Raw genomic sequence first — 26,037 nt, 5'->3', positions numbered from 1 at the left:
GTCAGCCTTTCGTGGTCGTGCGCGGTTGGATGAGTCCGTCCAGGACGGTGGTGCAGAGGATGCCGGCGATCTCGTCGGGCGTGTGCTGCCCGCCGGGCCGGTACCAGAAGGTCACCGAATTGAGCATGCCGAGCACGCCATTGGTGACCACGTGGTCGGCGGTGCGCAGCACACCCGCCGCGGTGCCCGCGTCGATGACCTGCTGCCACAGGTTCTGGATGCGGTCGCGCAGGTCCTGGAGTTCGCGCGCCCGGTCACCGTTGAGCGCGGACACGTCGCGCAGCTGGATGGCGACGGCGGCGCGGTTCGCGATGATCATGACCACATGCGAGTGGATCAGTCTGCGCAGCTTGGTGACCGGATGGTCGGGGCCGTGCGCGATCTGCTCGGCCTCGCCCAGCATGAGCCGGGTGTAGTCGCCGAGGATCTGCCACAGCAGCTCCTCCTTGGACCCGATGTGGTAGTACAGCGCTCCGCGCTGCACCCCGGCCCGATCCCCGATCTCGGCGACACCGGTGCCGTGGAAGCCCTTCTCCGCGAACAACTCCAGCGCGGCGGCCACGATCCGCTCCCGGGTCTCCCCCGGCCCGGCCTCGGAGGCGGGCGGGCGGCCGCGGCGGCGGGCCGGGACGGCGGCGGTCATCGGAATCCACCGTCCAGGGCGAGAGTCGCGCCGGTGCAGTAGGCCGAGGCGTCGGAGGCGAAGAAGAGCGCGGCCCCGACGATGTCGGCGGGCACGCCGAGACGGCCGAGTGAGGTGTGGCGAGCCAGTTCCGTGCGCATCTCCGGCGGCCACGCCTTGGCGATATCGGTGTCGAACGGTCCGCAGCGAATGGTGTTGACCCGCACCGTGGGTGCGTAGCTGTGCGCGAAACCGCCGGTCAGCGTCTCGAGACCGGCCTTGGCGGCCGCGTACGGCACGGCCATCGGTTCGGGATGGGCCGCTTCGATCGAAGATATATTCACGATCGATCCCCCGCCCGCCTCGGCCATGCGCGCACCGATGAGCGCCGAAAGCCGGAACGGCCCCTTCAGATTGGTGGCGATCACCTTGTCGAACATGGCCTCGGAAACCTGGTCCAAGCTGGGATAGAGCAGCGACATCCCGGCGTTGTTGACCAACACGTCGACACGCCCGAACTCCGCGTAGGCCGCTTCCGCGAGCGTCTCGCACTGCCCCCAATCGCCCACATTGCAGGCCACGGCCAGGGCGCGCTGCCCTGTGGCGTCGCGCACTTCCCGCGCCAGTTCCTCACACGCGTCGAGCTTGCGGCTGGCGATCACGACGTCGGATCCGGCGGCCGCGAACGCCCGCACCATCTCCCGTCCGAGCCCGCGGCTGCCGCCTGTTACCACAGAGACCTTGCCCGACAAGGCTTTTCCCATGAATCGCACCTTCGCGTCGCGCCCCCGGAAAATGTTCCACCCAGTACATTAAATGTACCGATCGATACAAACAACCCCCATCGTCCGAGGCCCCCACTGCGAGGCCGGGGAATACCGCCCAGTAACCGCGAGTAATATGACGGGCGTACTTTTTCCACCCGGCTTCTCGAAATGAGGCAGTAGATGACAGAGCGGATTCAGGTCGGCGGGCTGCAGGTTGCCAAGGTGCTCCACGATTTCGTGGAGAACGAGGCCCTCCCCGGCACCGGAGTTGATTCCGCCGCGTTCTGGTCGGGTGCCGAGGCCGTCATCAATGACCTCGCCCCCCGCAACCGCGCCCTGCTGGCGGAACGCGACGACATCCAAGCCAAGATCGACGAGTGGCACCGCGCGAACCCGGGCGCAGGCTACGACAAGGCTGCCTACAAGCAGTTCCTCACCGAGATCGGCTATCTCCGTCCCGAACCGGCCGACTTCCAGATCGGTACCGAGAACGTGGACGCCGAAATCGCCACCCAGGCAGGACCGCAGCTGGTCGTGCCGGTGATGAACGCCCGCTTCGCCATCAATGCCGCGAACGCGCGCTGGGGCTCGCTCTACGACGCCCTGTACGGCACCGACGCCATCTCCGAGGCCAACGGCGCGGAGAAGGGCTCGGGCTACAACAAGGTCCGCGGTGACAAGGTCATCGAGTGGGCCCGCAACTTCCTCGACGACGCGGTGCCGCTGATCACCGGCTCGCACGTCGGCTCCACCAAGTACTCGATCGAGGACGGCGAGCTCGTGGTCGGCCTCGAGGACGGCACCGAGATCGGCCTGGCCGACAACGACACCCTCGTCGGCTACCTGGGCGATCCGGCCAACCCGACTTCGGTGCTGCTCAAGCACAACGGGCTGCACATCGAGATCCAGATCGACCCGTCCTCCCCCATCGGCTCCACCGACACCGCCGGTGTCAAGGACCTGGTTCTGGAGTCCGCGGTCACCACGATCATGGACTTCGAGGACTCGGTCGCGGCCGTGGACGCCGAGGACAAGGTCCTCTGCTACCACAACTGGCTGGGCCTGATGAAGGGCGACCTGGCCGAGACCGTCACCAAGGTCGGCAAGACCTTCACCCGCACCATGAACCCGGACCGCGTGTACACCGCGATCGACGGCGGCGAGCTCGTGCTGCACGGCCGTTCGCTGCTGTTCGTGCGCAACGTGGGTCACCTCATGACCTCCGACGCGATCATCGACGCCAAGGGCAACGAGATCCCCGAGGGCATCATGGACGGCCTGATCACCGTCCTGATCGCCAAGCACGCGCTCAACGCCGCGGGTGACGAGTCCGCCAAGCGCAACACCCGCACCGGCTCGATCTACATCGTGAAGCCGAAGATGCACGGCCCGGACGAGGTGGCCTTCACCGACGAGCTGTTCGGCCGCATCGAAGAGGTCGTGGGCCTGCCGGTCAACACCCTCAAGGTCGGCATCATGGACGAGGAGCGCCGCACCACGGTGAACCTGAAGGCGTCCATCCACGCCGCCAAGGACCGCGTGGTGTTCATCAACACCGGCTTCCTGGACCGCACCGGCGACGAGATCCACACCTCCATGGAGGCCGGGCCGATGGTCCGCAAGGCCGAGATGAAGGGCCAGCAGTGGATCAAGTCCTACGAGGACTGGAACGTCGACACCGGCCTGGCCACCGGCCTGCCCGGCAAGGCGCAGATCGGTAAGGGCATGTGGGCCATGCCCGATCTGATGGCCGAGATGCTCGTCCAGAAGATCGGCCACCCGAAGTCGGGCGCCAACACCGCCTGGGTGCCCTCGCCCACCGCCGCCACCCTGCACGCCACCCACTACCACCTGGTGGACGTGTTCAAGCGGCAGGCCGAGATCGCCAAGGGCGGCCCCCGCGCCACCGTCGACGAGATCCTCGAGATCCCGCTCGCCCCGAACACCGACTGGTCCGCCGAGGAGATCCAGCAGGAGCTGGACAACAACTCGCAGGGCATCCTCGGCTACGTGGTGCGCTGGATCGACCAGGGCGTCGGCTGCTCGAAGGTGCCCGACATCAAGGACATCGGCCTCATGGAGGACCGCGCCACCCTGCGCATCTCCAGCCAGCTGATGGCCAACTGGCTGCGCCACGGCATCGTCACCGAGAAGGACGTCATCGCCTCGCTCGAGCGCATGGCTCCGGTCGTCGACCGCCAGAACGCCGGCGACTCGTCGTACTTCGCCATGGCTCCGGACTTCAACGCCTCCATCGCCTTCCAGGCGGCGAAGGAACTGGTCCTCGAGGGCACCACCCAGCCCAACGGCTACACCGAGCCGATCCTGCACCGCCGCCGCCGCGAGGCCAAGGCGTTCAACAAGAGCGTGTAGGACTCAGCCGCTTCGGGCTCCGACTCAGGTTGAGCCGCAAGGGAATCCCCGGTCGATCACCATCGGCCGGGGATTCCTCGTTTCGGACCCGGTCGGATACGCTGCGCAGCGTCCAACACCCCGACCATGAGGATTCACCGATGGGTTCTGCTGTACTCGAGATCGTCAATGTCATCCTGACCCACGTCAACGCGACCGTGTCGTGGTTCACCTCGGGCTCGGCGGGCCCGATCCCGCTGTAAGACCGCGCGGACGACAACAGCGCGAACCCCTCCACCGTACGAACGGCGGAGGGGTTCGGGCGTTTTCGGGTCAGAGGGTGGCGGAAGCGGTGGCGAATTCGCCGGCGGAAGCCAAGGCGACGTCCTCCTCGACCTCGTGCGGGGTCAGGCGGCGGCCGGTGCGGCCGAGGCCGAATCCGGCCAGCAGCGCCGCCACCGCGAAGAAGGCCGCGCCCGTCAGGAAGGCGATGCGGTAGGCGCCTTCGACCGGGAGCGCGATCACCGCGCCGTTGGGCAGGGCGTGGCCGAGGGTGTCGCTGGTGAGGATGGTGACGACCAGGGCGCTGCCGATCGCACCACCGACGGTGCGCATGATCGAGTTGATCGAGTTGGCGATGCCGGTCTCGTGCGGTGCCACATTGGCGACCAGGAGTGCGGGCATGGCGGCGTAGGCGATCGCGATGGCCGCGTTCGCGACGATCAGCGCGACAACGACTTCCGCGCTGTTCGTGTGCAGCGCCGCCAGTGCGGTGAGCGCGAACAGGCCGATGACGCTGGCGAGCAGCAGGACGTAGCGTGCGCCGATCCGCCCGACCAGGCGGCCGGCGATCGGGCCCATCACCACCGAGACCACCGCACCCGGCAGCATGAAGGCCACGCTGGTGCGCAGCACGGAGGCGTCGAAACCGAAGCCGGCCAGCGCGCGAGGCGTGGCCACGAAGTAGGTCGCCCCGAGGAACACGCTGAACATCGCGAAACCGACGCAGAAGCTGGCCATATTGGTGACCGCGACCGGGCGGTACGCCAGCAACGTGGTCGCCACCAGCGGTGAACGCAGCTTGGACTGGAGCAGCAGGAACCCGGCCAGCACGACCACCGACGCGATGAACAGTCCGATCACGCGGGCACTGCCCCAACCCCATTCGTGACCTTGGGAAATCGGCAGCAACAGGCAGACCAGACCGACACCGAGGACAGCGGCGCCCACGTAATCGACGCGGCCGCCCTGGCCCGCGCGCCGCGGCAAGGTGAAGAACGCCAACGCCAGCACCGCCACCGTCAGCACGACACACAGCCAGAAGATGCGGCGGTAGTCCGCGCCGCCCTGCGTCAGCAGACCCGTGGCCACCAGCGCGACACCGCTACCCACGCCCAGCGTCGAGGCGGTGACGGCCAGTGCCCCGGTCAGGCGCTCGGCGGGAAGTTCATGGCGCAGCACGCTGATGGCCAGCGGGAACAGACCGAAACTGGCTCCCTGCAAGGCCCTTCCGGCGATGAGCAGATCGATGCTGTGCGCCGAGGCCGCGATCAGGCTGCCGGCCAGCGTCACCACCAGCGTCGCCAGGATGACCGGCTTGTGTCCGTAGACATCACCCAATCGCCCGAGCAGTGGCGTCAGCGCCGAGGCGGCCAGCATGGTCGCGGTCGTGACCCATCCGACGGTGGTCGCCGAGACACCGAGCTGCAGGCCGATCTGCGGCAGCGCGGGCACGGGCAGGGTCTGGGCCATGGCCAGCAGAAACACGGTGCTGGCCATGGTCAGCACGATCGCGGTCGGCGAGGCGGAACGCCGATGCTCGAGCGGGGAGGTCATTCGTGAAACCCTACGACGTAATCGACACAGTGTCGATTATGATAGACGCCACGTCCATTGCAGGAATGGAGCTCGAATAGGGTGTACGCATGGTGCAGCAGGGCGGACGCAAGGTGAACCAGACCCGAGTCACGACCGAGGGTCTGCGCCGCCGCGGCGCCGTGTCGAAGGGCGATCAGCGCGAGGCCGAGATCCTCGACGCGACCCGCCGGCTACTGACCACGAAGCCGATGGCCAACCTGACCGTCGACGACATCACCACCGCGACAGGCATTTCGCGCACCAGCTTCTACTTCTACTTCCCGTCCAAACACGCGGTTCTCGCGCGTCTGATGGAGGACGTGAGCGACGGCTACGCCAAGACCCACGTCTGGCTGCCGTCCACCGGCCCGCAGCGCGAACTGCTGCGCACCCAACTCGCGGGGACGGCCGCGATCTGGCACGACAACAGCACGATCCTGGTCTGTTCACTGGAGGGTTACGACAACAACTACCCGCCGCTGACGGAATTCATCGCCACCATCCAGAACCGATTCACCAGCGCGTTGGCCGCCAAGATCGAGCGCGACCGCGCGGCAGGCCTCGCGCCCGGGGGCATCGACTCGGCAACGCTGGCGACTCTCGTCACCCTGATGCGCGACGGCCGGCTGTCGCAGTTGTCCGCGGCGCCCCCGGACCAGGTGACCCGCGGCCTGGACGACCTCACCGAAGCGATTCTGCGCCTGATCTACGGCCGCCTGGACTGACTCGGCTGCTAGATGCCCGCGCCGATCAGGCGTTTCCGAGTCAGCTCACCACGATGACCGATTTGCCGCGTGAGTGGCCGGCGGCCAGGTGGGTGATGGCGGCGGGCGCTTCGGACAGGGCGTAGGTGCGGTCGATGTGCGGGACGACCGCGCCCGCGGTCGCGAGTTCGGCGAGCGTGACCATGGCTTCGGGTTTGGGCAGGGCCAGCAGGGCGCGCAGGCGCTGGCGCACGAAGGGCGAGAGCAGCTCAGCGCGCACCGAACGACCGAGGCCGCCGAAGAAGCGGCCGCCGCCCTCACCGCCGCCGAGGACCAGGGTGCCGGTCTCGGTGAGCAGGTCGCGCAGCACCGCCAGCGGGCGGTTACCGGCCATATCGAGGATGAGATCGTAACGGCCGCTGAGCTTTTCGGTCCGGTAGTCGATGACATGATCCGCGCCGAGCCCGGTGACGAAGGCGGCGGACGCGCCCGAGCAGACACCGGTCACCTCGGCGCCGTCGTGCTTGGCCAGCTGGACCGCCAGATGACCGACACCGCCGGAGGCGCCGATGATCAGCACGCGCTGACCCGCCTCGATGCGGCCCGCGTCGCGCAAACCGGTGAGCGCGGTCGTACCCGAGATCGGCAGCGCCGCAGCCTGTTCGAAGCTCAGGTCGGCGGGCTTGGGTTGGAGCTTGGCCGCGGGAGCGGCGGCGAATTCGGCGAACGAACCGGGGACCGTCCCGAATACCTCGTCACCGGGCTCGAATGCGGTGACCTGCGGGCCGACCGCTTCCACGATGCCCGCGACGTCCCAGCCGCGTACCCGCTCCCGGGGTTTGCCGGGGCCCAGCGCCAGCCGGGCGACCAGCGGTTCGCCGGTCATCATGTGCCAGACACTGGGGTCCACACCCGCGGCACGGACCCGGACGAGTACCCCGCCCGGCCTGATCTGCGGGGTGGGAATGTCGGTGTAGGACAACACATCGACGGTGCCGTAGACGTCCTGGGTGATGGCTTTCACGACTCATCCTCTTCCGGATATTCGAAGACCTCGTCCAGCGGTGCGCGGAATACCCGGGCGATCTGGAACGCCGTCTCCAGCGATGGCGAGTACTTGCCTTGTTCGATGGCGTTGACGGTCTGGCGGGTCACGCCGAGCCGGTCGGCCAGCTCGGCCTGGGTCATCTCGCCGTGGGAGAACCGCAGGGCGCGAATGTTGTTGGTGACCTTCGTGGGTTTCACCATGGCCGCATCCCCCGCCGATAGGCCTCCAGCTTGGCGGCCGCGCCGACGACCGCGGACAGCGTGAATCCGAGGTAGATGACATTGGCGATCCAGAAGGTGTCACTGTCGACCAGGGCCAGCACCAGCGCCGCGATGGCGCCGAGAACGACGAATGCTTGGCCGACATGCGTCCCGCGCAGGTCGATTTCACGGTCGCGCTGATCGCGCCGGTCGCGATCGCGGGATCCGATGGCGACGGCGATGGCAGCCACGATCGAGGCCGCGATGGAACCCCCGATCGCCCACAGCATCGGCGCGACATAGGCGACCTCGACCAGCGCCGTGTGCCGCGCCCGCACCAGCATGACGATCAGGTAGATCGCGTACGAGACGACGGCCACGACACCCAGGATCCAGGTTCGCTTCTCCTCATAGGGCACGCGATCAGTGTAAAGAAATCACGACACAATGTATAGTTTTCTTTACATTGACGTCGAAATCACCTTCGCCGCAATCGATTCCATCGGCTACTGTCGGGACCATGGCCGATCTCGAAGCCCTGGACCGTATCGAATCGCTCGGTCCGGAATTCTTCGCCGACCCGCACACCCACTACCGTCGCTGGCGCGAGGACGGTCCGGTGCGGCAGGTGCGATTCCCGGACGGGATCGTGCGGTGGGTCGTGCTGGACTACGCGGCGGGGCGGGCCGCGTTGAACGATCCGCGGTTGCACAAGGCGGCGGCGGTCAACGACGAGCTGCTCAGCCGGAAACGCGGTGTGCCGCCGTCGGATCCGAAGCAGCTGGCGGTGCTGACCCACATGCTGAGCACCGATCCGCCGGGGCACACCCGGTTGCGGAAGCTGGTGACCCGGGCGTTCACGCCGCGACGGGTCGCCGAGTTGGCGCCTCGGATCGAGGAGATCACCGACGGGCTGCTGGACGCGCTGGCGGGCCGGGACGAAGTGGATCTGCTGCACGAGTTCGCGGAACCGCTGCCGATCACGGTGATCTGCGAGTTGCTGGGGGTGCCGCTCGGGGATCGCGACGATTTCCAGGAGTGGACCCGGGCGCTCGTCGCGGTGGCGGGGCTGGAGGAGAATCGGGCCGGGGCCGCGGCGGCCATGGCGGACTACCTGACCGGGCTGGTGCGGGCGAAACGGGAACGGCCCGAATCGGATCTGCTGTCGGCGCTGGCGCTTCCGGCCGACGACGGGGACACCCTGACCGAGACCGAACTGGTCGGAATGGCCACGCTGCTGTTGATCGCGGGCCACGACACCACCGTGAACCTGATCGCCAACGGCACCCTCGCGCTGCTGCGCAACCCGGAACAGTTGCGCGCCTTGCAGACCGATCCGGAGGCGATTCCGGCCGCCATCGAGGAGTTCCTGCGCTTCGACGGACCGGTGAACATGAGCACCGTCCGCCACACGGCCGAACCGGTCACCATCGCCGGAACCGACATCCCCGCAGGGGAATTCGTCTTCGTCGCGCTCCCCGCCGCCAACCGCGACCCCGAGCGCTACGGGGAACCCGACGCCTTGGACCCGACCCGTGACACCGGCGGCCATCTGGCCTTCGGCCACGGCATCCATTTCTGCGTCGGCGCTCCCCTGGCCCGCCTGGAAGCGCGAGTCGCCTTCTCGGCCTTGCTCTCCCGATTCCCGGATCTGCGTCTGGCGCGTCCGGCACAGGAGCTGGAATGGCATCCGAGCACGCTCATGCACGGGCTGAAGGAGCTTCCCGTCCAGCTCTGAAGGCGTCCATAGGCGGCCGCGCGGATCGGGGATTTCCGCGCGACTCGCCCATCGCCGAAGCGACGAGCGTCACAAAACTGGTCGGTCGTCCATAGCTAATGAGTGGCGAATGACGAGGCCGGGCGAGAAAACGTCGCGGTCCATTCGCGACAGAACAAACCGAGTGGTCACCTTTCGATAAAACTTCACCTTCCGAAACCGTTCGATGCGCTAACGTCACTCAGGCCGTACTGGTGGGACCGCATTTTCGGACGATGTGGAGGTGTCGCAAGAATGGTCGGGACAGCAACGCCGCTGAAAGAAAGCCCGCGCTTCGCCGCGTGGCTCGACGCGGTCAAGCAAGCCCCACCACAATCGGTATTAATTGCTATTGGTTTGCTGTCTTTGATACCGGCACTCCTGACCAGCGGTCCCGTTCTGGCGGCCATCGCGATCTGGTACCGCAGCAACCGCAGTCTCGAGGCCAGCGTGACGCTGTTCTTCACGACGCTGATCCTGACGGCGATGTTCGCCGTCTCGGCGCTGTCCCTCGGCGCGGCCTGGCGCCGCAGCCGCACGACCCCGATGCCGGCCGACGTGCAGGGTTGATCCCGCCGCGAAGAGAACGAGCTGCCTCATGAACGTAGTCGTTGTTCCTTCCGTTCCCCGTCCGATCGCGCTGCTGCCCTGCCGGCGGATCACGCTCAGCTTCCAAGCCGAGCAGACCCGATTGCGCGATACCGCCGAGCGGCTCGCCCTCCTGTGCCACCGCCGCTGGCTGGGCCGCTCCGACTTCGACATGTTCCCGCCGCTGCACCGCTGGGGCGCGGTCCCCGCTCTGCCGTTGCCGCAGGGACTTCCGACGCCGCACAGCCTGATCAGCGCGGCGGCCCAGGGCGCGCGGCTGGCCGCGGCCACCCCGGTCGAATTCCTGGCCGCCGCGATCATGCTGTCCACCGGCTGCCCGGCGGCCGCGACCACCGACCCGCTGGCTCCGACGCCGGGACCGAGCCTGACCGCGCAACCGCTGAGCCTGTCGATCCTGGCCATGGACGAGGACGACGCCACCCTGGCCGTCGACCTCGCCGCCACGGCCATCGCCGTCTCCGGCGGGCGGATCTCGCAGCGGCACGAGGACTGGATTCCACTCGACGAGGAGCTGCCCCAGCACACCGGGACCCACGGCTCGGTGGCCGGTCCGGCACCCGCCGCCTGATAGTGCACGACCCCCGCGCGCCGCGTCAGAGCCCGAAGACGCGGCGCGCGTTGCCGTCCAGGTACAGCTCGCGGGTCTCGTCGTCCAGGCCCAGCGCGTCCAGACCGTCGAGAGCGTGCTGGGGCAGGATCATCGGATAGTTGGTGCCGAACAGCACCTTGCGCCGCCCGCTCGCGGACTTCAGATACGAGACGAGTTCGGGCGGCAGCCTTTTCGTGGTGTAGGCCGAGGTGTCGATCACCACGTTCTCGTGTTTGCGCGCCACCGCGATCATCTCCTCGGTCCACGGATAGCCGACGTGACCACACACGATGGTCAGCTCCGGGAAGTCCAGGGCGACGCGGTCGATATAGGGAATCGGGCGGCCCGGCTCCGAGGGCCGCAACGGACCGGTGTGCCCGACCTGCGTGCAGAACGGGATCCCGAGGTCCACGCAGGCGGCGTAGAGCGGGTAGAAGCGGGCGTCGGTCGGCGGCACCTCCCACAGCCACGGCAGCACGCGGACCGCCGCGAAGCCCTCGTCGCGCACGCGATGCCGCAGCTCGCGCACCGATTCCATGGGCTTGCGCAGGTCCACCGAGGCCACGGCGGTCAGGCGGTCCGGGGCCTCGGCCACCCACGCGGCGACCTCGTCATTGGAGATGAGCGCGCCCTCCGGCGCGCACCACGCCGAGATGAGCGCCCGGTCGACGCCGCCCGCGTCCATGGCCGCCAGCGTCGCCTTCAACGGGATCTCACCGGTGGGAATCACTCCCCCGGTCCACCGCCGCAGCGAATCGAAGATGTCACGCGCGAGAAAACGCTCCGTCGGATGTTGAGCCCAAGCGTCGATCGTCACGTTTCCAGTGTGGGGAACAAACGGCCGTCGCGGATCGTTCTCCATGCACCAGGGGCGGAAAAAATCAGCCGACAACGCAGCGTCGTTGTGCCACCATGTGATTCATCGAAGATCAGCCGACCGATACGGTCGTGACCAGCAGGAAGGGGGAGACGGCTTTGAATCCGAGTATCGACGAACAGTACCGGGGCTTCGGCCGTCTCCGGGCCCATTCATAACCGGCCGACCCCCTTTTCCTGTTCGATCCCTTTCACGAAACATGGTGACCCCCATGCTGTTCCGTCATGCCGAAGACCCGGAGATAACCACCGACAATTGGATACACGCCGGAGTGCTGCTGCTCAACGCCTCCTACGAGGCGCTGACCACGATCCGCGCCGAGCGCGCGGTGGTGCTGCTGCTCGGCGGGGCCGCCGAGACCGTCGCCGAACGGCAGCCGCACTTCCCCATCCGCTCGCGGCACGTGGAGGTGGCGCTGCCGGAGACCATCCGGCTCACCCGCTACATCTACCTCGAGCACCGGATCCTGACGCACGACGACGACAGCCGCGCCACCCTCCCGGCGGTGCTGCGCCGCGACCGGTACCGCTGCGGGTACTGCTCCGGCTGGGCCCGCACCGTGGACCACATCCGCCCGCGGTCGAGGGGCGGGCCCAATACCTGGGCCAACCTCATCGCCGCGTGCGGTCCCTGCAATACGTACAAGGCGGACCGGACTCCCGCGGAGGCCGGCATGCGCCTGCTGTGGGAGCCCAAGGCCCCCAATGACAGAGAGCGGGCCCAGCGCCAGATCTGGAAGGAACTGGCGGCTTCCTGACTCGAGGAACGACAGACGGCCATCACGCGTGATCGGACATGAAAGGAGCGAGATCCGATGACGAACACTGCACTGCAGGAGCAGACCCTGGCGGATCTGCTCCCCATCTCCGACTCGAAGGACTACTGGGCGCGCGCGGCCTGCAAGGGTGACCCGAACCACGAGGCGTGGTTCCCGTACCCGTCGCAGGACTTCGACTACGCCCGCGGCATCTGCGCGGGTTGCCCGATCCGCCGCGACTGCGGTGACTTCGCGGCCCGCACCGGCCAGTCCGGCGTCTGGGGTGGGCACGAGTACGACCGCGGCAAGATGATCCGCGACTAGGTAGCACGGGCGGTCACCTCGGACAGCGGGGTGGCCGCCCGTTTTCGTGCCGGTCGGGATGGGCGTTACCGGCTGGAACAGGTGGGGTGCTGGGCGTCAACATAGGATGGGCGCTCGTGGGTACTCATCGCGCCGCGGGCGGGTCACGAGGTGTCAGCAAAGGACCGGTTATCGCAGTCGTCGCGGTGATTGTCTTAGCGCTGGCGGTCGTCGGCTGGGCCTGGTTGTCGAATCGGTCGAAGGAGAAGGACAGCCGGGCCGCGTCGTCGTGCGTGGAGGGGACCGCCACACTGGCGGTGACCGTCGATCCGGACATTCTGACGCCGGTCAAGGCCGCCGCGGATCGGTTCAACGCCACCGCGCCGCATGTTCGCGATCACTGCGCGCAGGTGGCGGTGACCGCACAGCCGTCGGCGGCGATGGTGGCGGCGTTCGTCGCGAACAAGTGGGACCCGGCCTTGGGGCCGCAGCCCGCGCTCTGGATTCCGCAGTCCTCGCGGTCGATCGAGCAGATGCGGGTGCCGGGTTTGATCGCGGGTACGCCGGCCCCGGTCGCGGTGAGCCCGGTGGTGCTGGCCGTGCCCGAGGAACTGCGCAACGCCCTCGACACCGCGAAGGTGCACTGGGCGGATCTGGCCAGGCTGCAGACCGGTTCGCTGGCCGATGCCGGGCTGCCCGCGTGGGGCAAGCTGCGTCTGGCCATGCCCGCCGGTGACCCGACGGTCGCCGTCGCGGCCGCGGTCGGGTCGGGCGTCTCCGGTACCGATCCGCTCGACGAGAAGGCGGTCGCCACCGGACAGGTCGTCTCCGCGATCTCCGGTCTGGCCGCGAGCGCGCCCGCCGTGAAGGACGCTTCGAGTGCGCTCGCCGATCTGGCCGGCGCGGCCGATGCCGCCGGGGCGGTGCACGCCGTGCCCGCCACCGAACAGCAGATTCGCGCCCACGCGGGACTGACCGCCTACCGTCCCGACAATGCGGGCCCGGTGGCCGACTTCCCCGCCGCACAGCTCACCGGCCCCTGGGTCGACCAGACCCAGAACCTCATCGCGGGCCTGTTCTCCGACTTCCTGCGCGCGCCCGACCAGTCGAAACTGTTCACCGACAACGGTTTCGGCGCGGCCGCCCCCGCGGCCACGAAGGCGCCGTCGAAAGCCGTCCTGGACAAGGTGAATCAGATCCTGGCCCACCCGGTGCTGGGCGTGCAGGCGACCGTCCTGCTCGACGTCTCCTCCTCCATGTCCACCGCCGAGGGCTTCGGCACCCGGCTCGGCAATGCCGTGGCCGCGTTGTCGTCCACGATGACCGTGATGCCGCCGGAGTTCGGGCTCGGCGTGTGGGAGTACTCCAAGAACCTCGACGGCGCGAACGCGCACAAGGTGCTGACCCCGACCGCGCCGCTGACCGACGCCCAGCGCACCGCCCTCGCTCAGGGCCTGACCACGGTGACCGCGAGCCAGTCCAAGCAGGACCGCACCTACCCCACCCTGGAGGCGGCCTACAAGAGTGTGCTCGCCAACTACGCCGCCGCCCGCACCAATTCGATCCTGCTCATCACCGACGGCCCCGAGGACGACTCCCCCGTCACCGGTGACCAGCTGCTCGCCGATATCGCCGCCGCGACCGATCCGGCGCATCCGGTGCGCATCGACGTGATCGTGGTCGGCGGCGCGGGCACCCAGACCCTGCAAACCCTCACCCAGCGCACCGGCGGCACGTACACCAAGGTCAACACCACCGCGGATCTGCCGTTCGGCACGGCCGTCTCGCAGGCGCTGACCACTCCCTGACCGAGCGGGCGGATCCGGCCGGGCAACAGCACGGCAACACAAGGCCGAAATGTCCGGGTCCGCCAGCAAACTCGTGGCATATTCGGCGGATGACACACAGTACGGGTCCCGAACCCACATTGAAGCAGGGCCTGGCCGCCGGAACGACCATCGCCGCCGGCATTCTGCTGCTCGTCATCGGCGTGCTCTCGGTCCTGCAGGGCATTTCCGCGGTGGCCTCGGACGACCTGCTGGTCGTCGGCTACGACTACATCTACAAGATGAACACCACCGGCTGGGGCTGGATCCACATCGGCGTCGGCATCGTCCAGATCATCGTGTCGATCGGCCTGTTGAAGGGCTCCACCTGGGGCCGCACCGCCGCCCTCGTGCTGGCGGCGCTGTCCATCGTGGAGAACTTCCTCTGGATCCCCTACTACCCGGCCTGGTCGCTGCTCATCATCGCCCTCGACGTCGTGGTGATCTGGGCGATCTCCACCTACAAGCCGGCCTCCGCCTGACCCCTTTCACCCTGCGCCACAACGACGAGCGCCCCATCGGTTCCGTGAACCGATGGGGCGCTTGCCCGTTCAGCTGTCCCGCGCCGCGGTGCCGAACAGTTCCCTGCCGGTGTGATCGGCAGCGGAAAGCTCGTCGAGAGCGGCCGTGATACGGCGTTCCTCCCACTGGAAATGGGATTCGAGAATCGCGGACAAACCCGCGACCTCGCCCCGCACCGCCACCAGATTGTCGACGGTGACATCGGTCAGCAGGCTGGTCATCCTGGTCAGGATCTCGGCGACCAGCCGATGGTCGGCACCGAGCTCGGCGAGCACCGGCGCCAGCTCCGGAAAGCGCTGGGCCAGCACCGGAAATGCCGTCTCGTCCTCGTTCGTGTGGTGATTGGTCAGCGCACGACAGAACGCCAGGCAGTGGCCGCGCAGCTCACGAAGCGGACGAACAGGGTTGTCTTCTCGATGCTCGTCGAGCTCGCCGGCGACACGCTTCAGTTCGCCGCGCAGCCAGTTGTGAGTGTCGATGAGTTCACGCCCGAGGGCGCGCACGCGAGTGCGATCGGTGGACACAGGGGTCTCCCAAAGTCGATGTGGAGGAACGAATCCGCGCCACGAGCGGGCGCGAGCCGCAGATCAGCAGGGCGGGAGAAGTGGACCCATGGCTGCCTCCTGGAATTGCGGTGCCTCCATGCCGAACGCCGTCCACCTGGCGTCGTCACGCGACACGAGCCCCATCGTACCGAAACGACAAGCGCCCCACCGGTTCCGGAAAACCGATGGGGCGCTTACCTGTTCAGCTGGGACGGATCACTCCGCGTCGATGTACGAATCCATCGGCGGGCAGGAGCAGACCAGGTTGCGGTCGCCGTAGGCGCCGTCGATGCGGCGGACGGACGGCCAGACCTTGGCGCGGGTGTGCTTGACGCCCATCGGGTAGACGGCGGTTTCGCGGGTGTAGGGGTGGTTCCAGTCGCCGACCAGGCACTCGGCGGTGTGGGGGGCGCCGCGCAGCGGGTTGTCCTCGACGGGCCAGACACCGGCTTCGACCTGGTCGATCTCGCCCTTGATGGCGATCATGGCCTCGATGAAAGCGTCGAGCTCTTCGAGGTTCTCGCTCTCGGTGGGCTCCACCATGAGGGTGCCCGCGACGGGGAAGCTCATGGTGGGGGCGTGGAAGCCGTAGTCGGCCAGGCGCTTGGCGACGTCGTCGACGGTGACGCCGGTGCGCTTGGTGATCTCGCGCAGGTCGAGGATGCACTCGTGGGCGACCATGCCGTTGTCGCCGGTGTAGAGGACCGGGAAGTGCGGGTCCAGCTTGCGCGCAATGTAATTGGCCGAGGCGATGGCGGTGAGGGTGGCGCGGCGCAGGCCGTCGGCGCCCATCATGCGGATGTAGGCCCAGGTGATCGGGAGGATCGACGCCGAACCGTACATGGCCGCCGACACCGCGTGCGAGCCCTTCACCAGCGGGTCGCCGGGCAGGTACTGGGCCAGGTGCTCGCGCACCGCGACCGGGCCGACACCGGGACCGCCGCCGCCGTGCGGGATGCAGAAGGTCTTGTGCAGGTTCAGGTGGCTGACGTCGCCGCCGAATTTGCCCGGACGGGCCAGGCCGACCAGGGCGTTGAGGTTCGCGCCGTCGACGTACACCTGACCGCCCGCCTCGTGCACCAGGTTGCACAGCTCGGCCACCTCGTGCTCGTACACGCCGTGCGTGGACGGGTAGGTGATCATGATGCAGGCCAGGCGCTCGGCGTGGTCCGCGATCTTGGCGCGCAGGTCGTCGAGGTCGATGTCGCCGTTGGGGCTGGTCTTCACGATCTCCACCCGCATGCCGACCATGGCCGCGGAGGCGGCGTTGGTGCCGTGCGCGCTGGACGGGATCAGGCACGTATCCCGGTGGGAGTCACCACGATCCAGGTGGTAGCGGCGGATCGCGAGCAGGCCCGCGTACTCGCCCTGGCTACCGGCGTTGGGCTGCAAGGAAACCCGGTCGTAGCCGGTGACCGCGCACAGCCAGCCCTCGAGGTCCTCGATCAGCTTGATCAGGCCGGGCGCGTCCTCGACCGGCGCGTACGGGTGCACCCGGTTGAAGCCGGGCCAGGTGATGGCCTCCATCTCGGCGGCCGCGTTGAGCTTCATGGTGCAGGAGCCGAGCGGAATCATGCTGCGGTCCAACGCGATGTCCTTGTCCGAGAGCGCGCGCAGGTAGCGCAGCATGGCGGTCTCGGTGCGGTACTTGGTGAACGCGGGCGCGGTCAGGTACTCGGAGGTGCGGACCTCGATGTGCGGGCGCTGCTTGCCGTGGAACAGCGCGCCCTCGGGGCCGACCGGAACCTCCGCGCCGAAGCAGTCGAGCACCGCGACCACGTGGGTGTCGGTAGTGACCTCGTCGCAGGCGATGGCCACATGGTCGGCGTCGACGAGACGCAGGTTGATGCCCTCGCCCTTCGCCTTGGCCACGATGGATTCCGCCCCGCCGGGCACGTTCACCAGGACGGTGTCGAAGTAGGTCTGGTGCACGACCGCGTCGCCGAGGCCGGCAGCCAGCCACTGTGCGTGCCCGTGCACGCGGCGCGCGATCGACCGCAGCCCGTCCGCGCCGTGGTAGGAGGCGTACATGCCGGCCAGGATGGCCAGCAGCACCTGCGCGGTGCAGATGTTGGAGGTCGCCTTCTCGCGGCGGATGTGCTGCTCACGGGTCTGCAGCGCGAGCCGGTAGGCCAGATTGCCGTCGGCGTCGACGGACACGCCGACCAGACGGCCGGGCAGCTGCCGCGCGTGCGCGGTGTGCACGGCCAGGTAGCCCGCATGCGGCCCGCCGAAGCCCAGCGGCACGCCGAAGCGCTGGGTGGTGCCGAAGCAGGCGTCCGCGCCCTGCTCGCCGGGCGGGGTGATGAGGGTCAGCGCGAGCAGGTCCGCGCCCACCGCGACCAGCGCGCCGCGCTCGTGGGCGGCCTCGATGACCGGGGCCCAGTCCACGATCCGGCCGGACGCGCCCGGCTGCTGCACGATGACGCCGAAGAAGTCGCCCTCGGGCAGCCCGCCGTCGGCCAGGTCGGCCTCCACGATCTCGATGCCCAGCGGCTCGGCGCGGGTGTAGAGCAGGGTGCGGGTCTGCGGGAACAGATCGGTGTCGATGAGCAGCCGCTCCGACTTGGACTTGCGGTTGGCCCGCTGCAGCAGGGTCATGGCCTCGGCGGCGGCGGTGGCCTCGTCGAGCATGGACGCGTTGGCGACCTCCATGCCGGTGAGATCGCCGACCATGGTCTGGAAGTTGAGCAGCGCTTCGAGGCGGCCCTGGCTGATCTCGGGCTGGTAGGGGGTGTAGGCGGTGTACCAGGCCGGGTTCTCGACGAGGTTGCGCAGCAGCACCGGCGGGGTGAGGGTGTCGTAGTACCCGAGCCCGATCATGGAGGTGGCGACGGTGTTCGAATTGGCCAGTGCCGCAAGCTCGGCCAGCGCGTCGTGTTCGGAGACGGCGTCGGGCAGCACGGTGAGGCCATTGCCCTCGGGGGCGTCCAGGATGCTGGCGGGCACGGCCCTGGTGGCGAGTTCGTCCAGCGACTCGACGCCCACGGTCTCGAGGATGCGGCCGGTTTCGCCGCTGTCGGGGCCGATGTGGCGGTCGGCGAAGGATCGAGTCCAGATCACGGCTGCTCCAAGGGGTGGGCGGGGGTCGACCATGGGGTCGACGTGTCGTCTGCCCTCCCCCTCTGTCCTCGATGCCTGAGAGATTCGGACTCCGGCCTGGCGACCGGTGACCTTTCACCATGGGCGGACGGCACGCGGCCATCACTTTCCAGAGGCGTCGAAACTCCGCACGGTCCCTTGTGCCTGAGAGATTGACGGGGAGGTGCTGCTCCTTCGGCGTCCGAGACTATCCCCGGAACTCTCCCGCACGGCTGCGACGCACTGTCAGTCTAAGCGGCCGCAGGTTACAAGAATGTTGCCGACCGGACTAACCGGTCTTGCTCATCCGCGCCTTACGCCGGAACGAGAGCTCGTCCTCGGGGCGATCCATGGCGGACGCGGTCTCCGCGCGCTCGGCCGGGAAGTTGGCGATCGCTCCGGTGAGCTCGCGCATGGCGCCGCTCACCGCGATGCCGAACACGCCCTGGCCACCCTGCAGTAAATCGACCACCTCTTCGGCGGAGGAGCATTCGTAGACCGTGGTCCCGTCGCTGAACAGGGTGATTCCGGCGAGATCCTCGACACCGCGGCTGCGCAGATGGTCCACGGCGATGCGGATGTTCTGTAGCGAGATACCCGCGTCGAGCAGCCGCTTGACGATCTTGAGGACCAGGATGTCCTTGAACGAGTACAGCCGCTGGCTGCCGGATCCGGTGGCGCTGCGGATGGAGGGGACGACCAGTCCGGTGCGGGCCCAATAGTCGAGCTGCCGGTAAGTGATTCCGGCCACCTGGCACGCGCTGGGCACGCGGTAACCGACGAGTTCGTCGGGCACAGTGTCATCGGGGAACAGCCCTGGCTGCACCACATCCCGAGGTTGCGGTTGATCTCCCACTGACTTACTCCCTTACTGCGCGCCTATCAGGGCTGGGCTCTTGATCGACTCTGGAGCGTTGGCCTAACAATCGAGGCTACTCCCCTGATTGTGGCCGCAAAATCGGCACCGTTAAAGCATGGCCGAGCGCGTGTTTCTCACCCTAAAGCTGAGGTAGAGACTAGGAAATGTCTCATTTCGGATGCTTTGCCCGGTCACGAGTTGGTCAGCTGTCCGTGGCCTTGAAATCATCCGGCGATACCGATTCGAGAAACTCCTTGAACTTCTCGACTTCGTCCTCGCGCTCGTCGGGCATGACCAGTCCGGCCTCCTCGAGCACCGGCTCCTCGGCATAGATCGGGCAGCCCACCCGCAACGCGATGGCGACCGAATCCGAGGGCCGCGCGGAGATGCGCAGATCGTTCTCGAAGACCAGGTCGGCGTAGAAGGTGCCCTCCTGCAGATCCACGATCCGCACCTCTTTGAGGGTGTGGCCCAGCTCCTTGATCAGGATCTTGATCAGGTCGTGGGTGAGCGGGCGGATGGGCGTGACGCCCTCCTGCTCCAGCACGATCGCGGTGGCTTCGGCCTGCCCGATCCAGATCGGCAGGTACCGGTCCCCGGACACCTCACGCAGCAGCAGCACGGGCTGATTCTGTGGCTGTTCGACACGGATGCCGATCACACGCATTTCGCTCATCGCACTGCCTCCCAGATCCTCACCAGGCCGCCCAACCCGGCTGTATTACCGAGTCTAGGCGAAGAATTCAGCCGCCGAGGGAAGCGCGCACCGAGGTCTTCACGAGGCAGGTGTGCAGCGTCAGCGACAACGCGGCCAATTCCCGGACCGTCTCCTCGGCGCGAGCACGGGCATCGGCGTCGCGGCTCTTGGCGATCGGCGCGGCGATCTGGGCCACCATGGCGGCCTCACGGTCCGCGGCCAGCTTGAACGCGCGCAGATGCCTTGCCTCCAAACCGAATTCGCTCAGCGCCTTGGCGGTGCGAGCGAGCGTGACGGCATCGCCGTCGAAGTACCCGGCGGCGCCGGGGGTGATCAGGTTGGCCCGGATCAGTTCGGTGAGGAACTTCTCGTCGATGCCGGCCTGGTCGAGCAGATCCGCCCGGGTGATCCGGATTTCATGATCGAACCGGAGTTCCTCGGGCGACACCTCACCGGGCACGGCGTTCAACCGGCGCAGCCGGCCGCCCCCGTTGGCGGACAACGCATCCGGGGTTTCCGGGATGCCCCGGGATTCGGGCACGATGCCTCCCACGGCGTTCGCCCGGGCCCGTGCTTCCCGGACTCCGAGCGTCGCCGCCCCACTGTCGATCGCTTCGAGCTGTTCCTTGATCACCTTCAACGGCAGGTACTGGTCCCGCTGCGCGGTCAGCACGAAGCGCAGGCGCTCGACATCCGCCACATGGAAGCGGCGGTATCCCGAGGGCGTGCGCTCCGGGCTGATCAGGCCCTCCGATTCCAGGAATCGGATCTTGGAGATGGTGATGTCCGGAAAATCCGGACGCAGGAGATCCAGCACGGAGCCGATCGACATGCCTCCGCGCGTCCACTGCGCTGCGCCAGTCATTCCGCTCGGCCCTATAGCGCCGAGTCGCTCGTCGCCGGTCGCGGACCCGTCAGGAAGACCAGGCGGAACTTGCCGATCTGGACCTCGTCGCCGTTCTGCAGCTCCGAGGAGTCCACCGGCTCACGGTTGACGTAGGTGCCGTTGAGGCTGCCCACGTCGACGACCTGGAAGGTGTCGTCGTCCTGGCGGAATTCCGCGTGGCGACGGCTGACCGTGACATCGTCCAGGAAGATGTCGCTGTCGGGATGGCGTCCCGCCGAGGTGGTCGGCTGGTCGAGCAGGAAGCGCGAACCAGCGTTCGGACCACGCTTGACCACCAGCAGGGCCGCGCCCGCGGGCAGACCCTCCACCCCCTGCACCGGCTGCTCGCCGGTCTGCTCGGTGCGCGACGTGTCGACCTCGTTCAGGAAGTCGGCACGGAACACCGAAGTGGTCTCTGCTGCCGTTTCCTGGTAACCCGGGTCCTTGTTCTCGCTCACCCTTGCTCTCCTCCTCGAACCGAATAATCCATGCAAGCAATTGATGCCCTCAGCGATGCGGCGCTCCGGCCGCTCCCCGCCTCGGGTGGGTTCCGGAAATTCCGGGCACCGGCTGCGCGCACTTCTGTTGGCATTGACCGTACCCTGCCAGGGCGTACCCGTGCAGGTAGAACTGTGAAGGCTGCTTCAGCCTCCGATAACTCCTTGATAACCTGCGGCATCGAGGAGCTTGCCGAGCGCCGCGTCGAGGGCTTCGGCGGAGTCCGCCTCGAGGTCGAACAGCCAGCCGTCGCCGTAGGCGTCGGAGTTGACCGTCTCGGGCTCGGCGTCCAGAAGCTCGTTCACCGCAACGACTTTGCCCGACAGCGGCGCGTAGATGTCGGACACGCTCTTGGTGGATTCGATCTCGGCGATGCTGTCGCCGGACTTCACCTCGGAGTCCACCGCGGGCAGCTGCACGAACACGACGTCACCCAACTGCGACTGCGCGTAATCGGTGATGCCCACCCGCACCCGGGTCGGACCCACCTTGCTCACCCACTCGTGCTCCTCGGAGTAGCGCAAATCCTCGGGTACTGCGGTCACTGGCAGTGTCCTTTCAACGGGCGGTTCCTCTCGGGATCGTCGTCGATCCGTCCGTCGCACACCCTATCGGGAGTGATCATGGTGTGGCACGGGCGGTATCGCTCGGGCCACGGCGAGGGCTTTGCCGAGGTACAGGATTCCGGTCCAGACGTAGACCGCCGTGCCCCAGATCAAGAATGCCCCACCGAAGGCACGGCCGAAACCCGCGGCGGCCCAGTCCATCTGCCCGGCCAGCAGCCAGGGCAGCGCCGACATGAGCGCGAAGGTGGCGGCCTTGCCCAGGTAGATGACCTCGGGCGGGGGCAGGTCGCGACGCTTGTAGATGCCCAGGGTGAGGGTCAGGATGCCGTCGCGGGCGACCAGGATCAGCACCACCCACCAGGGCAGGATGCCGCGAATCAGGAAGCCGCCCAGCGTCGCCAGCAGGTAGAGCCGGTCGACCAGCGGATCCAGGATGGCACCCAATTTGGACGATTGATCCAGTAGCCGGGCCAGCTTGCCGTCGAGGAAGTCGGTGAAACCGCTGGCGACCAGCAGCGCGAAGGCCCAGCCGTCGGCCTTCTCGACCAGCAGCAGCCACAGGAACACCGGTACGCCGATCAGCCGCACCAAGCTGAGCACATTGGGCACGGTCAGGATGCGGTCGCTGTACACCGGTTCGGCGTTCCGCTCGGTTGTCACAGTCCCCGTCCTACCGCAATCGGCGCGCCATCACCATCCGGGCACGCCGCCGCGCCGGACGCGAACCTACTCCGTGAGAGAGTTGTGTGCAATCCTTCTCACATCTGGTTGGGACCGCGAGAGGAAAGACCATGCCCGACTTCGACTATGACGTCGTCGTGATCGGCTCCGGCTTCGGGGGTAGCGTCAGCGCGCTGCGCCTGAGCGAGAAGGGCTACCGGGTGGCCGTGCTGGAATCCGGCCGCCGCTGGAACGCCGAGGACATCCCCAAGACGAACTGGAATGTGCGCAAGGCGATCTGGGCCCCGCGTCTGGGCCTGACCGGCACCCAGCGGATCAGCGTGCTGGGCAAGTGCGCGGTGTTCTCGGCGGCGGGCGTGGGCGGCGGGTCGCTGATCTACGGCAATACCCTCTACGAGCCGCTCCCGGCCTTCTACACCGACCGCCAGTGGGCCCACATCACCGACTGGCGCTCAGAGCTCGCGCCCTACTACGACCAGGCCCAGCGGATGCTCGGTGTGACCGAGAACCCGCGCATGACCCCGGCCGACGACGTGATCCGTTCGGTGGCAGCCGATCTGGGCGTGGGCGACACCTTCCACCCCACCCGGGTCGGCGTGTTCTTCAACGAGGCCGCCCCCGGCGAGGAGGTCGAGGACCCCTACTTCGGCGGCGCGGGCCCGCGGCGCAACGGCTGCATCCACTGCGCGCGCTGTTTCACCGGCTGCCCGCACAACGCAAAGAACACCACCCCCAAGAACTACCTGTACCTGGCCGAGCAGGCCGGTGCGCACGTGTTCGAACTCACCACGGCCACCAAGGTGCGGCCCATGACCGGCGGCGGCTACGCCATCGAGACCGAACGCTCGGACCGCTGGGTCCGCAAGGGCCGCAAGGTGTTCACCGCCGAGCAGGTGGTGTTCGCGGCGGCCGCGCTGGGCACCCAGAAGCTGCTGCACAAGATGCGTGACGAGGGCGTGCTGCCGAACCTGTCGCCGCGGCTGGGCGAGCTGACCCGCTCCAACTCCGAGGCGATTCTCAATGTGGTGAGCAAGTCCCGCGACGATTTCGCCGAGGGCATCGCCATCACCTCCTCCATCCACCCCGAACCCGACACCCACGTCGAGGTCTGCCACTACGGCAAGGGACAGAACGGCCTGTTCCCGCTGTCGGTGCCGATCGTCGACGGCGGCGCGTTCCGGTTCCTGCGCTTCCTGCTGGCCATGGTGCTGCATCCGGTGGTGTTCGCGCGCAGCCTCAACGCGCGCCGGGCCTCGGAGCGCTCGGTCATCCTGCTGGTCATGCAGTCGCTGGACAATTCGCTGACCTCGTTCCGGCGCTGGGGGCAGCTGAAGACTAAACAGGGCATGGGCAAGCCGAATCCGACCTGGATCCCCTTGGCTCACGAGGTCGGCCGCCGCTTCGGCGAGCGCGTCGACGGCGATGTGCAGATGCTGGCGATGGACGTGTTCAACATTCCCGCCACCGCGCACTACATCGGCGGCTGCGTCATCGGCGAGGGGCCGGAAAGCGGTGTGGTGGACCCGTATCAGCGCGTGTACGGCCATCCGGGTCTGCACGTGGCCGACGGTTCGGCGGTGACGGCGAACCTGGGCGTGAACCCGTCGCTGACCATCACCGCGCAGGCCGAGCGCGCAATGGCGTTCTGGCCCAACCGAAACGAGGTCGATCCGCGGCCGCCGCTGGGCGCCGCGTACCGTCGGATCAGCCCCGTCGCACCGCAGTCGGCGGCGGTGCCGGAGTTCGCTCCGGGCGCGTTGCGGCTGCCGATTTTCCCGGCGGACCACCGGAACTGAGCGCGGCGGCGCGCCCGGCGGTAGTTTGGGGCGTTGTGCCCGTACCATTCGCGGTACCGATCCGACGAGGAAGGTGAGAGCCGATGCTCGTCCGAGTGCAGAACGCCGCCGGCACGCACGCCGAGAGGGTGCTGATCGACTGGCTGCGAACCTGGAAGGGCAGCACCGACCCCCAGGGTGTCGCGACCGTCAATTGCAGTCTGTTCCACGGCGATAAGCTGCATCCCTTCGACGCGGTGGTGTGGACGCCGACCAGCTGCGTGGTGATCGAGGCCGAGGCGCTGGGCGAGCGGCTCGACGGCGAGCTGCAGGTGCCGGTCAACGGCCCGTGGCGGGTCGGGGACCGGATCGTCACCTTCGAGGGCGGCGACAAGCGCAGCCCCCTGGACAAGTCCCGCGATCACACCTTCGCGTTGCAGACCTGGCTGGCCGAGCGGGGACTCGGGCAGCGGGTCATCCACGGCATCGTGCTGGTGGTGCCGCCGCCGGGGTCGAATCTGAAGGTCACCCAGCTGTGGAACGACCCGAGCTTCCAGGTACTGCTGGGCGACGAGCGGCGGCTGCGTGACCATTTCACGGGTCTGCTGTCGCGGGGACGCCCGCAGTGGTCGGCCAATGACGTGGCGTGGGCGTTCCGCGGCCTGGGGATCCTGCCGTATCTGCCCGCCCCGCAGGATCTGCTGAACGAGGGCTTCATGGGCCCGGTCGATCCGACCCTGTGGCACGGCGGCCCCCAGCAGGCGCAGGCCGAGGCGTACGCCTTGGAGCAGGCCCGCTTGGAGCAGGAGCACGCCTCGGCGGGCCGCGGTTTCGTCATGCCGTCGCCGTGGTTCAGCCCGTGGAAGCTCTACCCGCGCCGCAGCGACCGAATCGAGGTGGGCCGCGGGGCCATGCGGGTGATGCTCACCCTGGGCTTCATCATCGCGGCGCTGTGGGTGGTCTGGTTCATTCTGGCGGGGGCGGCGTCGCTGTATTAGCCGCCCGTCCCGCGGTGGTTGCCGCGAGGTAGCGGCACGGCAGGTAGAGGGCTGTCACGAGCGCCACGGCGGCCGCGGTGCCGCCGACCACATCGGTCGGATGGTGGTATCCGAGACCGACCATGCCGATCATGACGGCGGGCAGCACCACCACCATGACGACCACCGTGGCCCGGTGTACCCGTGCGGATTCGGTCACGAGCGCGAACGCGGTCACCACGGCGACCAACTGCACGGTGTGCCCGCTCGGGTAGGCCAGATAGTGCTCGAGCTTGCGTTCCCAGAACGGTTTGAGCGCATAGGTATTGACCGCCACCACCAGTTCCGGGGCGATCAGCGCGAAACCCGCCTGCCACCACAGCCGCCGGTAGGCCAGCCACGCGGCGGACACGGCCAGCAGGGTCAGCACGACGGGACTGTTACTGGGGAACACCAGCACTCGGTACACCCAGGTGTGGGCGTCGAGCGCCGAGTGGATGCCGTTCTCGAGGGTCAGGTCCGCGCTCGTCGAGCCGCCGCCGGACGGAAAGGTCAGCGGCACAAGCAGGGTGACGATCACCCCCGCCAGGATCACGGCGGGCAGGGTGGCCGGGTGGGGCCGGGCCGCCGGGAGCTCGGGGACGGGGGTGGTCGGTCTGCTCACGTCTGCACGATAGCGTCCG

Annotated in this window: 27 protein-coding genes and 1 riboswitch; of the genes, 11 read left to right on the top strand and 16 right to left on the bottom strand. The window is 67.9% G+C overall.

The features are described from left to right. Position 1: 1 nt before the first annotated feature. Positions 2-643 carry a TetR/AcrR family transcriptional regulator gene (locus tag ABZ382_RS06515; RefSeq protein ID WP_357085051.1) on the bottom strand — a complete coding sequence of 214 codons (642 nt, stop codon included), beginning with the start codon at positions 641-643 and terminating at the stop codon, positions 2-4. Beyond that, positions 640-1,386 (bottom strand): glucose 1-dehydrogenase, encoded by a 747-nt coding sequence (locus ABZ382_RS06510; RefSeq protein ID WP_357085049.1) that lies wholly within the window; start codon positions 1,384-1,386, stop codon positions 640-642. The genes ABZ382_RS06515 and ABZ382_RS06510 overlap by 4 nt, the downstream gene beginning before the upstream one ends. A gap of 183 nt (positions 1,387-1,569) precedes the next feature. On the opposite strand from ABZ382_RS06510, the gene ABZ382_RS06505 reads away from it, so the two are divergent. After that, entirely contained in the window at positions 1,570-3,762 is a 2,193-nt protein-coding gene (locus ABZ382_RS06505) for a malate synthase G (protein WP_357085047.1), read from the top strand. A 312-nt stretch (positions 3,763-4,074) separates the two neighbouring features. On the opposite strand, the gene ABZ382_RS06500 is transcribed toward ABZ382_RS06505, so the two are convergent. Beyond that, a complete protein-coding gene (locus tag ABZ382_RS06500; RefSeq protein ID WP_357085045.1) occupies positions 4,075-5,577 on the bottom strand; it encodes an MFS transporter in 1,503 nt (500 codons plus the stop codon). Between the two features lie 89 nt (positions 5,578-5,666). On the opposite strand from ABZ382_RS06500, the gene ABZ382_RS06495 reads away from it, so the two are divergent. Then, entirely contained in the window at positions 5,667-6,323 is a 657-nt protein-coding gene (locus tag ABZ382_RS06495) for a TetR/AcrR family transcriptional regulator (RefSeq protein ID WP_357085043.1), read from the top strand. Between the two features lie 40 nt (positions 6,324-6,363). Here ABZ382_RS06495 and ABZ382_RS06490 read toward each other — a convergent pair whose 3' ends face one another. From ABZ382_RS06490 to ABZ382_RS06480, 3 genes are read right to left on the bottom strand one after another with little or no spacing between them, the layout of a single operon-like run. Beyond that, on the bottom strand, positions 6,364-7,326 hold the full coding sequence (locus tag ABZ382_RS06490) for an NAD(P)-dependent alcohol dehydrogenase (RefSeq protein WP_357085041.1): 963 nt from the start codon (positions 7,324-7,326) through the stop codon (positions 6,364-6,366). Then, positions 7,323-7,550: a helix-turn-helix transcriptional regulator gene (locus tag ABZ382_RS06485; RefSeq protein ID WP_357085040.1), complete on the bottom strand. Its 228-nt coding sequence runs from the start codon at positions 7,548-7,550 to the stop codon at positions 7,323-7,325. The genes ABZ382_RS06490 and ABZ382_RS06485 overlap by 4 nt, the downstream gene beginning before the upstream one ends. Next, the gene (locus ABZ382_RS06480; protein ID WP_357085038.1) at positions 7,544-7,969 is read right to left on the bottom strand and encodes a hypothetical protein; all 426 of its coding nucleotides are present in this window, start codon (positions 7,967-7,969) and stop codon (positions 7,544-7,546) included. Before ABZ382_RS06480 ends, ABZ382_RS06485 begins: the two co-directional genes overlap by 7 nt. Before the next feature lie 101 nt (positions 7,970-8,070). On the opposite strand from ABZ382_RS06480, the gene ABZ382_RS06475 reads away from it, so the two are divergent. The 3 genes from ABZ382_RS06475 to ABZ382_RS06465 all read left to right on the top strand — a co-directional run bounded on the left by ABZ382_RS06475 (position 8,071) and on the right by ABZ382_RS06465 (position 10,483). Next, a complete protein-coding gene (locus ABZ382_RS06475; RefSeq protein WP_357085036.1) occupies positions 8,071-9,288 on the top strand; it encodes a cytochrome P450 in 1,218 nt (405 codons plus the stop codon). A gap of 273 nt (positions 9,289-9,561) precedes the next feature. Next, entirely contained in the window at positions 9,562-9,876 is a 315-nt protein-coding gene (locus ABZ382_RS06470; RefSeq protein ID WP_357085035.1) for a hypothetical protein, read from the top strand. Positions 9,877-9,904: 28 nt separating this feature from the next. After that, on the top strand, positions 9,905-10,483 hold the full coding sequence (locus tag ABZ382_RS06465; RefSeq protein ID WP_357085033.1) for a hypothetical protein: 579 nt from the start codon (positions 9,905-9,907) through the stop codon (positions 10,481-10,483). Between the two features lie 25 nt (positions 10,484-10,508). Here the strand turns inward: ABZ382_RS06465 and ABZ382_RS06460 are convergent, their stop codons facing one another. Continuing rightward, the gene (locus tag ABZ382_RS06460; protein ID WP_357085031.1) at positions 10,509-11,321 is read right to left on the bottom strand and encodes an amidohydrolase family protein; all 813 of its coding nucleotides are present in this window, start codon (positions 11,319-11,321) and stop codon (positions 10,509-10,511) included. 271 nt (positions 11,322-11,592) lie between these two features. Between ABZ382_RS06460 and ABZ382_RS06455 the strand changes: the two genes are divergently transcribed. The 4 genes from ABZ382_RS06455 to ABZ382_RS06440 all read left to right on the top strand — a co-directional run bounded on the left by ABZ382_RS06455 (position 11,593) and on the right by ABZ382_RS06440 (position 14,749). After that, a complete protein-coding gene (locus tag ABZ382_RS06455; protein ID WP_357085029.1) occupies positions 11,593-12,138 on the top strand; it encodes an HNH endonuclease in 546 nt (181 codons plus the stop codon). Between the two features lie 57 nt (positions 12,139-12,195). Continuing rightward, the gene (locus ABZ382_RS06450; protein WP_357085027.1) at positions 12,196-12,462 is read left to right on the top strand and encodes a WhiB family transcriptional regulator; all 267 of its coding nucleotides are present in this window, start codon (positions 12,196-12,198) and stop codon (positions 12,460-12,462) included. 185 nt (positions 12,463-12,647) lie between these two features. Beyond that, a complete protein-coding gene (locus tag ABZ382_RS06445) occupies positions 12,648-14,249 on the top strand; it encodes a hypothetical protein (RefSeq protein ID WP_357085025.1) in 1,602 nt (533 codons plus the stop codon). Positions 14,250-14,338: 89 nt separating this feature from the next. Further along, positions 14,339-14,749: a hypothetical protein gene (locus tag ABZ382_RS06440; RefSeq protein ID WP_357085023.1), complete on the top strand. Its 411-nt coding sequence runs from the start codon at positions 14,339-14,341 to the stop codon at positions 14,747-14,749. A 69-nt stretch (positions 14,750-14,818) separates the two neighbouring features. Here ABZ382_RS06440 and ABZ382_RS06435 read toward each other — a convergent pair whose 3' ends face one another. From ABZ382_RS06435 to ABZ382_RS06400, 8 genes are all read right to left on the bottom strand, one after another. Further along, entirely contained in the window at positions 14,819-15,313 is a 495-nt protein-coding gene (locus ABZ382_RS06435) for a hemerythrin domain-containing protein (protein WP_357085021.1), read from the bottom strand. Between the two features lie 237 nt (positions 15,314-15,550). After that, positions 15,551-18,430: an aminomethyl-transferring glycine dehydrogenase gene (gcvP, locus tag ABZ382_RS06430; protein WP_357085019.1), complete on the bottom strand. Its 2,880-nt coding sequence runs from the start codon at positions 18,428-18,430 to the stop codon at positions 15,551-15,553. A 127-nt stretch (positions 18,431-18,557) separates the two neighbouring features. Then, positions 18,558-18,653: riboswitch (glycine riboswitch) on the bottom strand. A 51-nt stretch (positions 18,654-18,704) separates the two neighbouring features. Then, a complete protein-coding gene (locus ABZ382_RS06425) occupies positions 18,705-19,271 on the bottom strand; it encodes a MerR family transcriptional regulator (protein ID WP_357085017.1) in 567 nt (188 codons plus the stop codon). Positions 19,272-19,476: 205 nt separating this feature from the next. Then, positions 19,477-19,950 (bottom strand): bifunctional nuclease family protein, encoded by a 474-nt coding sequence (locus tag ABZ382_RS06420; protein ID WP_040807814.1) that lies wholly within the window; start codon positions 19,948-19,950, stop codon positions 19,477-19,479. Positions 19,951-20,017: 67 nt separating this feature from the next. Continuing rightward, positions 20,018-20,803 carry a MerR family transcriptional regulator gene (locus ABZ382_RS06415; RefSeq protein WP_357085015.1) on the bottom strand — a complete coding sequence of 262 codons (786 nt, stop codon included), beginning with the start codon at positions 20,801-20,803 and terminating at the stop codon, positions 20,018-20,020. 44 nt (positions 20,804-20,847) lie between these two features. Continuing rightward, complete coding sequence (garA, locus tag ABZ382_RS06410) at positions 20,848-21,315, bottom strand: glycogen accumulation regulator GarA (RefSeq protein WP_213555026.1); 468 nt, start codon at positions 21,313-21,315, stop codon at positions 20,848-20,850. Between the two features lie 186 nt (positions 21,316-21,501). After that, positions 21,502-21,900 (bottom strand): glycine cleavage system protein GcvH, encoded by a 399-nt coding sequence (gene gcvH, locus ABZ382_RS06405; protein WP_357085010.1) that lies wholly within the window; start codon positions 21,898-21,900, stop codon positions 21,502-21,504. Between the two features lie 63 nt (positions 21,901-21,963). Further along, positions 21,964-22,581, bottom strand: a complete 618-nt coding sequence (locus tag ABZ382_RS06400) for a CDP-alcohol phosphatidyltransferase family protein (RefSeq protein ID WP_357085007.1) — start codon at positions 22,579-22,581, stop codon at positions 21,964-21,966. 131 nt (positions 22,582-22,712) lie between these two features. Between ABZ382_RS06400 and ABZ382_RS06395 the strand changes: the two genes are divergently transcribed. Both ABZ382_RS06395 and ABZ382_RS06390 read left to right on the top strand, forming a co-directional pair. Then, positions 22,713-24,398, top strand: a complete 1,686-nt coding sequence (locus ABZ382_RS06395) for a GMC family oxidoreductase (RefSeq protein ID WP_357085004.1) — start codon at positions 22,713-22,715, stop codon at positions 24,396-24,398. Positions 24,399-24,481: 83 nt separating this feature from the next. Further along, entirely contained in the window at positions 24,482-25,375 is an 894-nt protein-coding gene (locus ABZ382_RS06390) for a nuclease-related domain-containing protein (protein WP_357085001.1), read from the top strand. Here ABZ382_RS06390 and ABZ382_RS06385 read toward each other — a convergent pair. Further along, positions 25,344-26,018 (bottom strand): phosphatase PAP2 family protein, encoded by a 675-nt coding sequence (locus tag ABZ382_RS06385; RefSeq protein WP_357084998.1) that lies wholly within the window; start codon positions 26,016-26,018, stop codon positions 25,344-25,346. The genes ABZ382_RS06390 and ABZ382_RS06385 overlap by 32 nt on opposite strands. Between the last annotated feature and the right edge of the window lie 19 nt (positions 26,019-26,037).

It is taken from the genome of Nocardia sp. NPDC005825 (assembly GCF_040630175.1).
Taxonomy (GTDB): Bacteria; Actinomycetota; Actinomycetes; order Mycobacteriales; family Mycobacteriaceae; genus Nocardia.
Note: the sequence above shows the minus strand (reverse complement) of the source record. Positions and strands in the feature narration are given on the sequence as shown.

Excerpts from the sequence above, each read along its gene's own strand:
- ABZ382_RS06515 (WP_357085051.1), bottom strand. The coding sequence starts at position 643 with ATGACCGCCGCCGTCCCGGCCCGCCGCCGCGGCCGCCCGCCCGCCTCC.
- ABZ382_RS06510 (WP_357085049.1), bottom strand. The coding sequence starts at position 1,386 with ATGGGAAAAGCCTTGTCGGGCAAGGTCTCTGTGGTAACAGGCGGCAGC.
- ABZ382_RS06505 (WP_357085047.1), top strand. The coding sequence starts at position 1,570 with ATGACAGAGCGGATTCAGGTCGGCGGGCTGCAGGTTGCCAAGGTGCTC.
- ABZ382_RS06500 (WP_357085045.1), bottom strand. The coding sequence starts at position 5,577 with ATGACCTCCCCGCTCGAGCATCGGCGTTCCGCCTCGCCGACCGCGATC.
- ABZ382_RS06495 (WP_357085043.1), top strand. The coding sequence starts at position 5,667 with ATGGTGCAGCAGGGCGGACGCAAGGTGAACCAGACCCGAGTCACGACC.
- ABZ382_RS06485 (WP_357085040.1), bottom strand. The coding sequence starts at position 7,550 with ATGGTGAAACCCACGAAGGTCACCAACAACATTCGCGCCCTGCGGTTC.
- ABZ382_RS06475 (WP_357085036.1), top strand. The coding sequence starts at position 8,071 with ATGGCCGATCTCGAAGCCCTGGACCGTATCGAATCGCTCGGTCCGGAA.
- ABZ382_RS06470 (WP_357085035.1), top strand. The coding sequence starts at position 9,562 with ATGGTCGGGACAGCAACGCCGCTGAAAGAAAGCCCGCGCTTCGCCGCG.
- ABZ382_RS06465 (WP_357085033.1), top strand. The coding sequence starts at position 9,905 with ATGAACGTAGTCGTTGTTCCTTCCGTTCCCCGTCCGATCGCGCTGCTG.
- ABZ382_RS06455 (WP_357085029.1), top strand. The coding sequence starts at position 11,593 with ATGCTGTTCCGTCATGCCGAAGACCCGGAGATAACCACCGACAATTGG.
- ABZ382_RS06450 (WP_357085027.1), top strand. The coding sequence starts at position 12,196 with ATGACGAACACTGCACTGCAGGAGCAGACCCTGGCGGATCTGCTCCCC.
- ABZ382_RS06440 (WP_357085023.1), top strand. The coding sequence starts at position 14,339 with ATGACACACAGTACGGGTCCCGAACCCACATTGAAGCAGGGCCTGGCC.
- gcvP (WP_357085019.1), bottom strand. The coding sequence starts at position 18,430 with ATGGTCGACCCCCGCCCACCCCTTGGAGCAGCCGTGATCTGGACTCGA.
- ABZ382_RS06420 (WP_040807814.1), bottom strand. The coding sequence starts at position 19,950 with ATGAGCGAAATGCGTGTGATCGGCATCCGTGTCGAACAGCCACAGAAT.
- ABZ382_RS06415 (WP_357085015.1), bottom strand. The coding sequence starts at position 20,803 with ATGTCGATCGGCTCCGTGCTGGATCTCCTGCGTCCGGATTTTCCGGAC.
- ABZ382_RS06395 (WP_357085004.1), top strand. The coding sequence starts at position 22,713 with ATGCCCGACTTCGACTATGACGTCGTCGTGATCGGCTCCGGCTTCGGG.
- ABZ382_RS06390 (WP_357085001.1), top strand. The coding sequence starts at position 24,482 with ATGCTCGTCCGAGTGCAGAACGCCGCCGGCACGCACGCCGAGAGGGTG.